At 43.6% G+C, this 14867-nt stretch carries 12 protein-coding genes; 2 read left to right on the top strand and 10 right to left on the bottom strand.

What is annotated here, in order from left to right:
- Positions 1 to 20: 20 nt before the first annotated feature.
- The 6 genes from GGD38_RS27575 to GGD38_RS27550 form a co-directional block, all read right to left on the bottom strand.
- A complete protein-coding gene (locus GGD38_RS27575; RefSeq protein ID WP_375303036.1) occupies positions 21 to 3803 on the bottom strand; it encodes a right-handed parallel beta-helix repeat-containing protein in 3783 nt (1260 codons plus the stop codon).
- Between the two features lie 472 nt (positions 3804 to 4275).
- Positions 4276 to 5076: an orotidine-5'-phosphate decarboxylase gene (pyrF, locus tag GGD38_RS27570; RefSeq protein WP_375303037.1), complete on the bottom strand. Its 801-nt coding sequence runs from the start codon at positions 5074 to 5076 to the stop codon at positions 4276 to 4278.
- Entirely contained in the window at positions 5073 to 6359 is a 1287-nt protein-coding gene (gene kynU / locus GGD38_RS27565; protein ID WP_375303038.1) for a kynureninase, read from the bottom strand. Before kynU ends, pyrF begins: the two co-directional genes overlap by 4 nt.
- A 26-nt stretch (positions 6360 to 6385) precedes the next feature.
- Entirely contained in the window at positions 6386 to 7171 is a 786-nt protein-coding gene (locus tag GGD38_RS27560; RefSeq protein ID WP_375303039.1) for an SDR family oxidoreductase, read from the bottom strand.
- 91 nt (positions 7172 to 7262) lie between these two features.
- Complete coding sequence (locus GGD38_RS27555; protein WP_375303040.1) at positions 7263 to 8171, bottom strand: glycerophosphodiester phosphodiesterase; 909 nt, start codon at positions 8169 to 8171, stop codon at positions 7263 to 7265.
- 144 nt (positions 8172 to 8315) lie between these two features.
- The gene (locus tag GGD38_RS27550; protein WP_375303041.1) at positions 8316 to 9416 is read right to left on the bottom strand and encodes an Mrp/NBP35 family ATP-binding protein; all 1101 of its coding nucleotides are present in this window, start codon (positions 9414 to 9416) and stop codon (positions 8316 to 8318) included.
- A 103-nt stretch (positions 9417 to 9519) separates the two neighbouring features.
- Here GGD38_RS27550 and GGD38_RS27545 point away from each other — a divergent pair, with 103 nt between their 5' ends.
- Together GGD38_RS27545 and GGD38_RS27540 are read left to right on the top strand one after the other, a co-directional pair.
- A complete protein-coding gene (locus tag GGD38_RS27545; protein WP_375303042.1) occupies positions 9520 to 10161 on the top strand; it encodes a carboxypeptidase-like regulatory domain-containing protein in 642 nt (213 codons plus the stop codon).
- A 205-nt stretch (positions 10162 to 10366) separates the two neighbouring features.
- On the top strand, positions 10367 to 11254 hold the full coding sequence (locus GGD38_RS27540; RefSeq protein ID WP_375303043.1) for a 3-hydroxyacyl-CoA dehydrogenase family protein: 888 nt from the start codon (positions 10367 to 10369) through the stop codon (positions 11252 to 11254).
- Positions 11255 to 11298: 44 nt separating this feature from the next.
- On the opposite strand, the gene GGD38_RS27535 is transcribed toward GGD38_RS27540, so the two are convergent.
- Genes GGD38_RS27535 through ribD form a run of 4 tightly spaced genes read right to left on the bottom strand, consistent with a single transcriptional unit; the run spans position 11299 to position 14741 of the window.
- Entirely contained in the window at positions 11299 to 12114 is an 816-nt protein-coding gene (locus GGD38_RS27535) for a hypothetical protein (RefSeq protein WP_375303044.1), read from the bottom strand.
- Positions 12115 to 12161: 47 nt separating this feature from the next.
- Positions 12162 to 12773, bottom strand: a complete 612-nt coding sequence (locus GGD38_RS27530; RefSeq protein ID WP_375303045.1) for a YigZ family protein — start codon at positions 12771 to 12773, stop codon at positions 12162 to 12164.
- 28 nt (positions 12774 to 12801) lie between these two features.
- Positions 12802 to 13686: a hypothetical protein gene (locus tag GGD38_RS27525; RefSeq protein ID WP_375303046.1), complete on the bottom strand. Its 885-nt coding sequence runs from the start codon at positions 13684 to 13686 to the stop codon at positions 12802 to 12804.
- Positions 13683 to 14741 carry a bifunctional diaminohydroxyphosphoribosylaminopyrimidine deaminase/5-amino-6-(5-phosphoribosylamino)uracil reductase RibD gene (gene ribD / locus GGD38_RS27520; RefSeq protein WP_375303909.1) on the bottom strand — a complete coding sequence of 353 codons (1059 nt, stop codon included), beginning with the start codon at positions 14739 to 14741 and terminating at the stop codon, positions 13683 to 13685. The genes GGD38_RS27525 and ribD overlap by 4 nt, the downstream gene beginning before the upstream one ends.
- Positions 14742 to 14867: the final 126 nt, after the last annotated feature.

The following is a 14867-nucleotide window of genomic DNA, read 5'->3' as shown; positions in this document are numbered from 1 at the left end:
TGTTTTTAAAGGGTTATTGATTACCGGATTAAATTGAACGTTCCTTTTTGATTTACTTTGGTACCATCGAACAATGCGCCTGTTACCACGTATACATACACTCCAATGGGTTGGGGTTTGCCTTTATAGGTTCCATCCCACTGACCTTGCGGATCGTTTGTTTCAAAAACTTTTACACCCCATTGGTTGAACACCATCAGGTGCATTGTTTTCATTACAGTGCTGTATACTTTGAAATAGTCATCTACCTGGTTGTTATTGGGCGAAAACATATTGGGGATAAACACCTTGTCAGATTGCGCCTGGGCTCCTACCCATTGCGATACATACTCAGGGCAATCGGCTCGTGACCCCAATGCCTTTACTATCAGTTTAACAGAATCTGTTGGGTTCAAACCAACAATGGTATGGGTGGTACCAAAATCGCCGGAGGAAGGGATCGACCAGTTGATACCATCACGTGATACACGGTATCCGCTGGTACCTTTAACGGATGTCCAGCTGTACTTGATCGTATTTACGCTTGCTTCTGCCAGGGTAAGTGCAGGATTGGCAAGCTGGCGGCAAATAGTATATTCGATGGCGCCTATATCGGGGGTTGTGGAATTTCTGCTATTATTCAGGAAGTCGTTGGCAATACCCACATTTGCGCCCCTGTTTTCCAACAGGATCTTTGTAGGCGTGTAATCACCTTTAGCCATATCCTCAAATACCGGATGTATGGAAACGGAAGCAGCATCTTTACCGGTAGCTGCCTGCCAATTGGCCAGTGTAGCGTAGTTGACCTTATTTAAAAAACCCATGTATACGTTACTTCCGGTAGATGAAATAAAATAGTTATTATTATTAGCTACCAGGCTATTATCAGCAAGATCGATATATATGCCAAACTTATCGTTTGTTCCAGCACGGCGAATAAAGAAAATATTGTCTTTTACTTCCACCTTATCGGCAATGGCGCCAAATGAACCAAAGCATCTTACAACACCCGGATTAACAGAAGTACTGTCATCGAGTGAAATGGTATTATGGTAATACAGGATGTATCTGGAGGATACGTTATTGAATCCATATTGTTGTCCTCTTCCCCTGAAAGTATACACCAGGTTATTGGAGATAACAACAGGCTCATTAGCTATATGGGCTAAATTGACATTTTCGCATTTTATACCCAGATATTCGGTAATAGTTGATGGTACTTTATCGCCCAGGTGATGGATCCTGTTCCTTGTTATTGTAACACCATAATTATATTCAAACAAATACATACCCCTATATTCCAGGGGGAGCACAGTACGGGTAGGCTGACTGATCTCATTGCTATCGATGAGCGTGTTACCAAGGCCCTGCATATAGATACCGCACAGGTAGTTATCCAATATTTTATTATTTCTTACAATATTGCCTACACAGAATGATGAGTTCACTGTAACTGACACGGAAGCAAGTGCAATGCCGTATGTACCACCAGTGATCGTGTTATTGGCAAAAAGATTGTTATCGCAATAAGTCGGATAAGAGGCATCTTTTGGGTCGTCGTCTTTCGACGTTATTGAAATACCAGCATAGAAGGGTTCGGTAGTAGTTGTACTCAGATTTATTTTACAGCGTTTTATAGTATTATTGTCGGCATCTTCCAATAACTGGATACCAACTCCATACGTAGAACTTCCCTGTACCTCAACGTTCAGGCTATCAATTGTGATATAGTCAGAATTTTTCAATTTTACCACGGCACTGTTTTCTATAGCTGTTGGCGCATAAGTAATAGTGGCACCATTACAATTAAACGTGACGGTGTTTGTAGCTGAAGATGGTATATCTGTGAGTAAAAACTGCTCATTATAAGGGCCGCTGCCGCTGGCAACATTAAACACAAGCGAACCATTGAAACCGCACTGTAATGCCTTCGCAACATCGGAAAAAGATTGGAAATTAACCCCACCTGTGGGTTGTGTGGAATTGATCGTATACGTTCCTGCGTTAAGCGTAGTGTTAACCACTATGCGTTGGATCTTTGAATAAGCAGTGTTTCCACCACAGGTAAGCGCAACACGGTAATAGCGGGTACTGGTTGGTGTTGTTTCTAAATATGGAAAACCCAACGGGCTGGCCATATCAGTAAAGCCACTTGTTGGCGAAGTGCTCGATTGCCAGGTATACGTTTGCCCACCCCCGGCCGAATTACCTATGAGGCCCAGGGATATTTGAGGCCCGGAACATAAAACTGAATCGGGTAGCACATTAATTGTACCGCCTGTAATGGATGACGCACAGGCTGTTGAAATAAATTCATAACAACCTGCATCGGGGTTTGCAGTATTACGGGCTACACCGTCTATATCAGTTAGCACGTTCAGGTTAGCCGCCATATTATCGATGGACTGTGTTGTTGGCCTGAAATTGAAAGTTGCAAGGCTGGTGTAGCCGGGATTAACATCGGTTGAGTAATAATCATATCCGGTTCCCGCCTTCCATGAAGCCATGGTAACATAATCATTACTGATCACTCTCCCTACGGCATCAATACCTGCCGGACCATCAGGCACATATATCACATTTCGCTGACTGGCAAAGTTGTTAGGTGTAAATGCGAATCTGAGACCATAGTTAAAGTCAAAGCTTCTTCTGGTAACAGTTATAACATTATTCATCACCTGCACATAGGTAGTTTGTTCAAAATTCATTCCATAAGCCTCAGAACCCAAAGTAACCTGATCGTCTATCGATATGGTGTTATTGTAAACATTAAGGTAAGAAGTGGCATATGGGAGTGAAGAGTTTTTGCCGGCATAGATGCCAAATATTTTACCATTGGTCCTAAAATCGTACATAAGATTATTGGCAATCAGGCATGTTTGCCCCGGAGCACTCATTGAACCTACCCATATACCGTATACGTCGCTGCCGGCAGTGAGATGAAACCCGTGAATTTTATTTTTCACAATGGAAAAACCATAATTATAGGTATCAAACCACATACCGTACAAAGTACTTGTAGCATCGGGCCCGCCGGTAATATCATTGCCATCGATCACTGTACCGGATGTGTAATACATTTGGATGGCATAATAAATAAAATTTGAAAAGGTATTGCCTACAATTTTATTACCCGACATAAAATTTCCAGGAGCAGATAGCCAGGATGAGGGTAATGAATTAAGGGTAATGCCAACTGTTCCTCCGGTGATGGTATTGTTTTGGATCAGGTTATCGTCGCAAAAGCTTTCACCAAAATCCCAGGAAGCGCCATCGTTACCATTGATCACAATACCTTCATGATTATCGGTATTGCTCCAGTCTACAACATTGGTGATGTGGCAATTTTTGATGGTATTATGGTCAGCATCATTTATTAAATGAAAGCCATACCCATATTCTCCGAAGTCATCAGCCTCTGGAGTAATATTAAGATTATCGAATGTTATATAATCGGCGCCGTTCAATTTAACGCCTGCCCGCTGGTTATAATCAGTTGACAGAAAACTCAGCGTTACACCATTACAATTGAAAGTTATGGTATTGGTAGCTGAAGTACCTGAAATGGCATTAATTATCACCTGTTCGTTATAGGTACTGCCTCCTGTAACATTAAAGGTTACAGGTCCGTTTATGCCTCCTGAAGACACAAAGGCAACTGCAGCTGAAAAAGTTTGGAAATTAGATCCGGAAGCAGGTAAGGTAGAATTAATTGTAAATGTACCGGACACCTGTGCATGAGCCTCGCCCAGGAAACATAATCCCAGGCAAAGGGTAAACAGGATATTCTTATTAAATAAGTGCCCGCGTAAAATTTTTCGCATAGCCGATGATTGGATTTTAAATTTCAATAGGATATCGGACCTCTTAAAATATTAATACGTTGCAAAACTTAAAACCAATTACCAGTAAGGTAACGTTCGTTGGTTAATGGTACCCATAATGCAACAACATATCCCATGTAAGAATGATACATTCTAACAAGGGTCTACGGTTACGTGAATACTTTAGGGTTTCGACGTTTAAATACTTATTGCATTTTCGCTGGAACCTGGTAGTAATACGAAAGAGCACTTAGTACTTCTTCGCACTTCAACTCATTTCACCTATATCAGTTACGAAAAAGGCTTTTGGTATCTTTACGTCTTTAAGTACTTAAGAACGCTTTTTAGGGCCTGCAATTGTGTGCACCCCTATCTGATGATGAAAAAATAATTCACATTTCGCAAGTCGAAGTGTGTGAAATTAAATCTCTTATGAAGTTTTTATTTAGCGGAAAAATTGTAAGGATGAAGGTTATAAATAGCCAGCCATTTCCTGTTGGTATTCCAGTGCAACCTGCTTTGCTTTAACAGCAAAGTCTTCACCACCCGAAGCATAAATAACGGCGCGGCTGGCGTTAACCAGTAACCCCACTTCTTTATTCATTGCCTTTTCGGAAATATCTTTTAAACTACCGCCCTGCGCCCCTACCCCCGGTACCAGGTAAAAATGGTTGGGCGTTATAGCACGAATATTTGTAAACTCCGATGCCTGTGTGGCGCCTACAACAAACATCAACTGATCGGCGGTTCCCCATTGGGCAGCGGTACGTAGTACTTTTTCATACAACAGCTCATCCCCTGCTTTTTGCAGTTCAAAATCACGGGCGCCCGAATTAGAGGTCAATCCTAATACAATGGTCCATTTGTCTTTGTACTCTAGGAACGGCAACACGCTGTCGGCCCCCATATAGGGCGCCACGGTTATAGCATCAAACTGCAGGGTCTCAAAAAATGCTTTTGCATATTGCGATGAGGTATTACCTATATCGCCACGTTTTGCATCGGCAATTTTAAAGTGGGTTGAGGGAATGTAAGCAGCCGTTTTCTCCATAGCCTCCCAGCCGGGTATGCCCAGCGCTTCATAAAACGCCGTATTGATCTTATATCCCACGCAATGGTCCTTTGTGGCATCGATGATCTGTTTATTGAATTCAAAGACCGGGTCGGCCGTTGATAACAAATGCCTGGGGATCTTTGTAATATCGGTATCGAGCCCTACAATGAGGTAGTTTTGTTTGCTGCGTATTTGTTCAACCAGTTGCTGCCGTGTCATGCGTGTTGGAGTTGTAAAATTTGTCGCAAGATATTAGTGAATTGCCATACTTCCTCAAAAGTATTGTATAATGGTACCGGTGCCAGCCTAATTACATTGGGTTCGCGCCAGTCGACAATAACACCGGCCCGGGCCAGTTCGTCAAACACCTGCCTACCCTGTTGTAACATTAACATAGAAACCTGGCTGCCTTTTTCCTCTTCCCCGCGGGGTGTTATAAATTCAATAACAGGTTCAGTTTGCCGGCCGTTCAATTCATCGAGGAGGAACCATAGCCAGTTATTCAATAGTTTTCTTTTCTTTTGCAGCCTGTCGAAACCGGCTTCCATAAATATTTCGAGCGCGGCCCGGTGCGCGGCATATAATAGCGGTGATGGCGTGCTTAACTGCCAGCCTTCTGCCGAGCGCGTTGGGTTAAACCCTTTCTGCATTAAAAAACGGGTGGCTTTATCATATCCCCACCAACCGGCAAAACGGGGTAAGCTTTCATCATTGTGATAACGCTCATGTATATAAGCGCCGCCAATACCGCCGGGCCCCGAGTTCATGTATTTATAACTGCACCAGGCAGCAAAATCTACATTCCAGTTGTGTAATTGCAAGGGAATGTTACCGGCAGCATGCGCCAGATCGAAACCTACTTTTGCCCCTACAGCCTGTGCAGCTTTTGTAATGGCAGCCATATCAAACACCTGACCGGTATAGTAATTCAAACCACCCCACAACACCAGCGCCAGCTCGTTATTATGTTGTTCTATTGCCTGTAAAATATCTTCCTCACGTATAGTAGGCTCACCAGCCCGCGGCGCCACTTCAATGATCACCTCATTTGGATTGAAACCGCAATAGCGTACATGTGTTTCAAGCATATACTGATCGCTGGGGAAGGCTTTGGCCTCGCAAATGATCTTATTGCGTTTTTGAGTTGGCTGGTAAAAGCTCACCAGCAGCAAATGCAAATTCACTGTAAGCTGGTTCATAGCCACCACTTCGTGTGGCAATGCCCCTACAATGGTTGAAAGCGGTGTTATCAGCTGATCGTGGTATTGTAACCAGGGTTGTTCGCCCATAAAAAAACCTTCCACGCCATAGTTGGCCCATTTGTTCAATACCTGTTGCAGGTAAGCGGAGGTTCGTTTAGGTTGTAAACCGCATGAGTTGCCCAGGAAATAGATCTGTTGTTTTCCATCGATAACGGGCATAATGAACTCATTGCGGAATGAGCGTAGTTCATCCTGTTGATCAAGCATTTGAGCAAATGCCTGCGTGTTTTGAAATTGCATGTAGTTTTTGTTAATCGGCGGTAAACTTACAAACTTCCCGTCTTTCCACCATCAACAGGTATACTTACACCATTCACATATGAAGCTGCGGGTGAGGCCAGAAAGGCGGCTACGGCAGCCAGTTCGGCCGCTTCACCAAACCGCTTCATGGGTATTTCCTGCTTCATTTCCTGTTCTATTACGTCGGTTGAAACACTTCGTTTTTGTGCGTTATTCTGTATAAGGCTATCGAGCCGTTGTGTTTTAGTTAACCCCGGCAAAATATTATTAACGGTTATATTGAACTGCCCTACTTCATTGGCCAGGATCTTAGACCATATGGCTACGGCACCGCGTACTGTACCCGATACCGCCAAATTGGTTATGGGAATTCGTATTGAGGTAGAGATCACATTGATAATGCGGCCATACCCCGCCTGTTTCATGGAAGGAATAACAGCTTGCGCCAGCAGCTGGTTTACGATCAGGTGCTGGTTGAATGCCTGTAAAAATGCCTCTTCAGTGGCATCGAGTACCGACCCCGGCGGCGGCCCGCCGGTATTGTTTACAAGAATATGCACCGGATGTTGCTGTACATGCTGCTCAATAACATACTTTACCTGTTCGGGCTTACTAAAATTAGCCACCAGGTAACTGTGCTGTTGCCGCAGAGAAACATCCAGGGTCTTTACCGCCGTATGTAACGACTCTTCATTGCGGGCGAGCAATGTACAGTTGGCGCCTAACAATGCCAGCTCTTCTGCAATGGCCAACCCAATTCCCTGCGAGCTTCCGCAAATGACGGCGTTCTTTCCTTCCAGAGATAAATGCATGTTCTTGGTTTTAAGTTCTAAGTTTCTTCACTTCGACATTCAAAATCCAAAATTCGTAATTCGATATTTTGTATTTCCCTTTTTCATTTTCTCATTTCAACAGATCCGGATAATCGGTAATTATTCCATCAACTCCCAAAGCTTTTAACTCATCGATCTTCGCTTTATCATTCACCGTCCAGGGAATTACTTTTATCTGCTGATCATGGCATTTATTGATAAGTTCTTTATTTACCAGGCTGTAATGAGGGCTATAGATGGTTGGCTTAAAGCTTAACGCTTTCATCTGCTCTTCGAACGAACGTTTATCAAAATCTTCAATCAGTGCAGCCGTTTTAACAGCCGGGTATCGCTTATGCAGGATCTGCAGCGTACGAAAATCGAACGACTGAATAATTACCCGGTCACTGATATTGGCGCCGTTGATAACATTCATAAGCGTATTTATAAATTCGCTGGGTGAAGGGTGATAGATACCATCCGTTATTGGCTGTGTTTTTGTTTCAATATTATAGAACACAGTTCGTCCGCCGTTCAGTTTATGATATGCTTCTACATTCTCAATTACTTCCTTCAGTAATGGTTTGGTTGCTTTCAACCGCTTTTGGTTAGGAAAACGCGGATGCGGTTTTAAGCCCACATCATAGGTTTGCGTTTGCGCATAGGTCATTTTGTAAATGTTCAGGTTGCGTTCATCCTGTTCAGTTACATATTTACCATCGGGGCCGGTAGTAATATCGTGGTTGAAAAATGGTTCGTGTGAAAGTATCACCTGTTTGTCTTTGGTGATCACTGCATCCATTTCAAGTGTGGTAACACCCAGCTCCAGCGCCTTCATCATGGCCGGAATGGTATTTTCGGGCATTAACCCCCTGCAGCCGCGATGGCCTTCTATATCAAATGCAGGTAACACCTGGTTGGAGACTTTTTTTGATGCATGACATGCGAAAATTAACGCCACAAGTAATAGTAGCTCTGTTACTTCCCTAAATTTGATCATATTAGTTTTTTACAGTTATGATTTCAGGGATATTGGAGGAGCAATCTTATTAATGTTGACTAATGGCTGGTGTGTATATTTTGGTTACCGGTTACCAGTTTACCCGTTTCCGGGCCCTGGTAACCGGCAACTGGTAACCGGAAACTAATCTATTACTTCAGCAACCTTTGCCGCATTCATATTGGCATTGCGCATGGCAATACTACGTGTGGCATTGGCTGCAAATTCTTCAAAAGCCTGACGGGTGATCATATCGTCACTCATCATAATTGGTATCCCTATATCGCCACCCTCGCGGATGCTTTGTACCAGGGGTATTTGACCCAGGAAGGGAAGATCATACTCTTCGGCCAGGCGTTTGCCTCCTTCTTTGCCAAAGATATAATACTTATTATCAGGTAGTTCGGCGGGAACAAAATAACTCATATTCTCAACAAGCCCTATCACCGGAACTTTGATCTGGGCCTGGCTAAACATACCGATGGCTTTTTTAGCATCGGCCAGGGCCACATCCTGCGGTGTGGTAACAATTACCGCTCCGGTAACGGGTACGGTTTGCACCAGGGTTAAATGAATATCGCCGGTACCGGGCGGCATATCTATTACCAGGTAATCAAGCTCTTCCCACAACACATCGGTCACAAACTGGCGAATGGCGCTGCTGGCCATTGGCCCACGCCAGATAACCGCACTTTTTTCATCAACCAACAGCCCGATGCTCATCAGTTTTATTCCAAACCGCTCCAGTGGCACAATCATTCCTTTTTGGCCCTCCCCCATGCTTTTCATCATGGGTCTTTCGCCCCGCACCCCAAACATGATAGGTACGCTGGGACCATAAATATCTGCATCCATAAGGCCCACTTTTGCACCACTTTGGGCCAAAGCCAGTGCCAGATTGGCCGATACGGTGCTTTTTCCCACGCCACCCTTACCGCTAATTACAGCAATAATATTTTTCACTTTTGGCAGCACAGATCCGGGATCAGTACGGTTGGTACTGGTGTTGGAAGTAAAATTCACCTTTACAACTGCCTCTTTATTAACCAGTGATTTGATCGCATTTTCGCTGGCCCTTCCCATCATATCTTTCATGGGGCAGGCCGGTGTGGTAAGCACCAATGTGAAAGACACCGCATTTCCATTGATCTCAATGTCTTTTACCATATTCAATGTAACAATATCCTTTCCCAAGTCAGGTTCCTGAACGTTCCTCAATGCATCTAAAACTTTCTCAGGGGTCATTCATCTAATAGTTTTGTTAAAAAGATTTATTTGCCACAAAATTAACTATTGGGGGGTGTATTTTGTTTAAGTATTTTGGGCATTATGTATATATTTGACGGGCATGAAAAGACGTTTACTTTTTCTGATCATACTGGCGATTGCCATCCCCTTTGCTTCTAATGCTCAGTTTGAGAAACTGAAAGACTCCGTAGTGCAGTTATACGGTGTTGTAATGACTGCCGACAGCCTGAAGGCCATCCCCTCAGTGACTGTAATGATAAAGGGTCAGAACCGTGGTACCATAACCAACGAACAGGGCGTTTTTAGTATTGTTGTGATGAAAGGTGATATCGTTGAATTTACCTCGGTTGGTTATAAACCAAAACTGGCCAATATTCCCCGCGAACTCGAAGGAAATCAATATAGTTTATTGCAACTGATGGTTACCGACACGGTTTACCTGCCTGCAACCATCATTCGGCCCCGACCAACCAAAGAACAGTTTGAGCGTGATTTTGTGAATGTAGCTATCCCCGATGATGATTTAGAAATTGCCCGCAAGAATACCGACGAATCAAAACGCAGAGTACTGGCCCGCACCCTCCCCCGCGATGGTAGCGAAAGCTCAGGTATGTTTCTGCGTAATAATGCACAGCGGTATTATTCCAATGGACAGGCCCCTCCTCAAAACATCTTCAATCCCGCTGCATGGGCTGAATTTATTAAAGCCTGGAAAAGAGGCGACTTTAAAAACCAGAATTAGTTGACGGGTTAACAAGTTAACATGTTGACAAGGTATCCTATATTCGAGCATACCTTGCTTCCGACACCTCATGAATTTGCAGCAAAACTTCTATGGCGTTTTTTACATTCGCCAACACAAACACTTGTTAGTTATCAAGTAAGTACATTATCTTAGCAACCGCTTTCATCATTAGCATATTAGCACATTATCAAATTATCACATTATGCTTAACGTTGCTGTAATTGGTGCGGGAACCATGGGTAATGGAATTGCACATGTTTTTGCTCAGAACGGTTTTAAAGTTAACCTCATTGATGTAAATGCCGCCCAGCTTGAAAAAGCCATTCAAACCATTCAAAAGAACTTCGACCGGCAGATAGCCAAAGGCACCGCAACAGAAGAACAAAAGAGCAGTGCCCTGGCCAACCTCACTACTTTTACCGATATGGCCAAAGGTGTTGATGGTACCGAACTTGTTGTTGAAGCCGCCACCGAAAACATCGAACTTAAATTAAATATCTTTAAACAGCTTGATAGCCTGGCCCCCGCCAATGCATTGCTGGCTACAAATACCTCTTCCATTTCAATAACCCGTATTGCTGCAGTTACCAAACGCGCCAGCCAGGTAATAGGCATGCACTTTATGAACCCGGTACCAGTAATGAAACTGGTTGAGATCATTAACGGTTATGCAACTTCGCAAACAGTTACCGATACCATTGTTGCATTAAGCAAACAACTGGGTAAAGTGCCTTGCGTAGTGAACGATTATCCTGGTTTTATTGCCAACCGCATTCTTATGCCAATGATCAATGAAGCCATTTACAGTTTGTACGAAGGCATTGCCGGTGTAAATGAAATTGATACCATCATGAAGTTGGGTATGGCCCATCCTATGGGTCCATTACAATTAGCCGATTTTATTGGGCTCGATACCTGCCACTCCATTCTGAACGTATTGCACGAAGGATTCGGAAATCCCAAGTATGCACCCTGCCCGTTGTTGACTAATATGGTTACTGCGGGATACCTTGGTGTGAAAGCCGGTGAAGGGTTTTATAAATATACTGCGGGAAGTAAGGAACTGGTTGTGAGTGATAGGTTCAATTAGTTGTTCAGTTATTGAGTTCATTAGTTACCTGATGAACTCAATAACTATTGACTCCACCCAAATTGCTTCTGCCACTTCTCCGGCAGCGGTAAATTTGGCACGGTATAAGCAGGCATGCGTTCCCCATTGTTATAAATAAAATGCTCAAGGCGCCAGCGCGTTGAATCCTTTTCATTCCATTGGTTAGAAGCATATTCTTCCTGTATTTGCAACTGGCCATTCTGCCACATATACTTTCCATAAAAGCCAGTGCAATGTTCGCCCAGGTAAACTGATTTTTCCTCAGTGGAAATGCCGAAATCGAAGAATGACCTTATTTGGGGTAAATGGTCGAAGTTATCAGATTCGTAATTGTAAAGATAAATGTCGCGGCAACCGGGCATTGTGCAGCTGCAGGTGCCTGCTGTATAATTCCAAATGATGGAGAGGTCTTTAAACCCATCAAAATTTATATCGCAGAACTGAACGGCGCTGTCTTTAATAACGCCAAAGCCATTCATAACCTGGCGCAGCTTCCAGCTATTCTCTTTCATGAAAAAGAAGAAAAGGTTCTTGTTCTCGAAACCAACAACAGCATGTTGCTTTTTATCGGTGCAAATGTTTCCCTTGTAAAATTGTATCCTGGTGGTATCGCCGTCAAAAACGGCTGTGGTATTAAAGCGGTTCTCACGTTTATGACTATCGAGATGCCTGATGCAGTAATCTTTGAAAAACGACATTTGCTCGGCGCTGTCCATTGCCTTATCTAATAACCTTTCATAAGGAACGGAATGCACCGATAATGTATCTTTCGACTTATTCTTACCCCACGGACTATTACCCGATTTACAGGCCGCGAGTAATACGAGGGACAGGATCATTGTAATAAACCGTATCATACGCTATCAGACCTATATAGCGAAAGATACTACAAATTACTTTTCGTTATCTCTACATTTCTGATCTCTTTAAACTTATAGATCGCTTCTTCGAGCCTACCCTTTGGAATTCCGATCACTATGTGACAAAAGAGGTTCATATCTTTTTCCAGCACCGTGCAATTGAGCGCCTTTACCAGCATCATGATCTCATTCATTTGGGTATAGTCGAACTGCACTCTATAGTTAACCTGTATTGGTTTTTGTATAATAGGCGTTACCTGCAGTGCCATCGAGGCGGCTGATTTATATGCTTCGATAAGCCCCGGCACGCCTAACAGCGTACCACCGAAATAACGCACTACCACCACCAGAACGTTGGTTAGTTTTTTACTATCTATTTGCCCCAGTATAGGTTTGCCGGCCGTGCCCGATGGTTCGCCATCGTCGCTTACCCGGTACGTATTATTATCAAGCCCTATACGATAGGCAAAACAATGATGGGTGGCTTTAGGGTGTTCTTTTTTGATAGCCTCCATGCTCTTCTTAAAATCATCAACCGATTGAATGGGATACGTATAGGCAATAAACTTACTGCCACGGTCTTTATATTCTGCGGTTACGGTTTTATCGATCGTATAAAAAAATTCGGGGTCGCTCATAATTCAAATTAATTAAGGGTTGGGTATTTCAACCATAAGCTATCAATGCAATTGCACCTAATGATAATGCAATACCCAGCCAATTGACAGCCGATAGCTTTTCTTTAAAAATTAACCAGGCCACTAAAGCGGTAAACAATACAATACCCATGTTATTGATGGGTATAATGGCCGAGCTGTTGCCTGAATATCCTTTTAAAGCACCCAGCAGGCACCAGATAGAAAAATAGTTTGGTACACCTATGCATATGCCAGCCACCAACGCCTTTGCAGAAAGCTTTTGTTTGCCCGTACTAAACAGGTAGAACAGAATAAGCCAACCTACTGTAGCAGCCACACAAAAAGCGGTGATCAGGTACGCATCCTGGTTACCAGGGTTTATAAAAGCCTGTTCAACATATTTTATCATAGCATCGAGCAAACCGCTGCCTACAAACAGCAACAAGGGCATAGCCCATACCATCCACGACACCTTATGTTCATTCTTATTTTTTTCAGCAGGCCTTGTTGTTAGCCATACCGCCAGTAATGCAACAGCCACACCGGCTATTTTCAAAATGGTAGCATCTTCGTTATACAGGTATATTGAAAATACAAATGGAATAACCATTGATAGTTTATACGCCACCGTTGCTGCCGCCACACCTATTTTTTGAACGGTATAGGCAGCCAGGTTGAAGAGGGAAATAAACCCACAACCCATTACCAACGCCCATGGCAACCAGGGCTCTTTTACCAGCGAACTGTTTACCGGAAAACTTCCGTTTACAAAGGTGCCGGTGATAACACAAACCGTATAGTTAAATACAATAGCCTGCAGGTTATTGATACCTAACCGGCCAACGATCTTAAAAGCAATAGTAAGCCAGGCAGTAAGTATAATACTGGCAATGAGAAAGAATAAACTACTCACTGTACCAGGGTTTGCGGGTTCACAAAATATTGGAGGGTATCTGAAAACAACGATTCCTGTTTTAACAAACGGCCGCTTTGCATACGTGGGGCGGGCAATCCGTTTGCAACAATCTGTTCGTTATTGGTGATCACTCTTGTTTCATCCCACAGGCCTTCATCAATGAACGATTGCAGCAATTGCGCGCCGCCTTCAACCAGCACGCTTTGCACCTTTAACTGGTATAAAGCATTTGCTATCTGGTGCACCAGTTTTACATCCTGCGTAACCTGGTAATGCAAAAGATTTTCCTGCTCATCATGCTTCAGGCCGTTGAACACAATGGTTTTTACCTGTTTATTAAATAACTGCAGGGACGATGGCAAACGCAGGTTCATATCAACCACCAACCTCATTGGGTTGGCGCCTTTCCATAATCGGGTCGTCAATGACGGATCATCGAATAATGCCGTATTAGTACCCACCAGAATGGCCGCTTCTTCGCCACGCCATTTATGTACCAGCCGGTTGGTGAACTCATTGCTGATAAGCAACCGTTCGCCACCGGCCTCACCGGCTATTTTGGCATTGGCCGTTTGCGCCCATTTTAAAACAATGTACGGACGGTGTTCTGTATGAAAAGTAATAAACCGCTTATTAAGGGTTTTACATTCCTGCTCCAGCACATTCATGGTTACCTGAATACCGGCCGCCTGCAATTTCTCAACTCCTTTACCATCAACCTGTTTAAAGGGGTCGCGGCAACCGATTACCACGTGCGGGATCTTTTTTTCAATGATGAGATCGGCACAGGGCGGTGTTTTGCCAAAATGAGCGCAGGGCTCCAGTGACACATAAATGGTTGATTGCGGTATCAGGTGCCGGTCGGCCTCTTTTACCGAATTTATACAATGCACTTCGGCATGCGGACCGCCATACTGTTGATGATACCCCTCGCCTATGATACGGTTTTCATGCACCAGCACCGCCCCCACCATGGGATTGGGCGCTACGTACCCCGCAGCCGATTCGGCCAGCTGAATACACCGTTGCATGTATGTTTGGTGAGTAGTCAATGGTGAATGGTCAATTGCCAACAGTCTTTGATGAATGTATAAAAACCTTCCATTTATTTAACTGTTACATGTTTCAGGGTGCATGTTACAGGGCTTTTATTGCTGAGTTCAAAAGTATTTTCAGCA

The organism is Niastella sp. OAS944 (assembly GCA_024809215.1).
Lineage (GTDB): Bacteria > Bacteroidota > Bacteroidia > Chitinophagales > Chitinophagaceae > Niastella.
This window is presented reverse-complemented; position numbering and strand designations above follow the sequence as displayed.

Coding starts and splice junctions, on each gene's coding strand:
- GGD38_RS27555 (WP_375303040.1), bottom strand. CDS start 8,171: ATGATCAAATTTAGGGAAGTAACAGAGCTACTATTACTTGTGGCGTTA.
- GGD38_RS27545 (WP_375303042.1), top strand. CDS start 9,520: ATGAAAAGACGTTTACTTTTTCTGATCATACTGGCGATTGCCATCCCC.
- GGD38_RS27530 (WP_375303045.1), bottom strand. CDS start 12,773: ATGAGCGACCCCGAATTTTTTTATACGATCGATAAAACCGTAACCGCA.
- GGD38_RS27535 (WP_375303044.1), bottom strand. CDS start 12,114: ATGATCCTGTCCCTCGTATTACTCGCGGCCTGTAAATCGGGTAATAGT.
- pyrF (WP_375303037.1), bottom strand. CDS start 5,076: ATGACACGGCAGCAACTGGTTGAACAAATACGCAGCAAACAAAACTAC.
- GGD38_RS27560 (WP_375303039.1), bottom strand. CDS start 7,171: ATGCATTTATCTCTGGAAGGAAAGAACGCCGTCATTTGCGGAAGCTCG.
- GGD38_RS27575 (WP_375303036.1), bottom strand. CDS start 3,803: ATGCGAAAAATTTTACGCGGGCACTTATTTAATAAGAATATCCTGTTT.
- GGD38_RS27540 (WP_375303043.1), top strand. CDS start 10,367: ATGCTTAACGTTGCTGTAATTGGTGCGGGAACCATGGGTAATGGAATT.
- GGD38_RS27550 (WP_375303041.1), bottom strand. CDS start 9,416: ATGACCCCTGAGAAAGTTTTAGATGCATTGAGGAACGTTCAGGAACCT.
- kynU (WP_375303038.1), bottom strand. CDS start 6,359: ATGCAATTTCAAAACACGCAGGCATTTGCTCAAATGCTTGATCAACAG.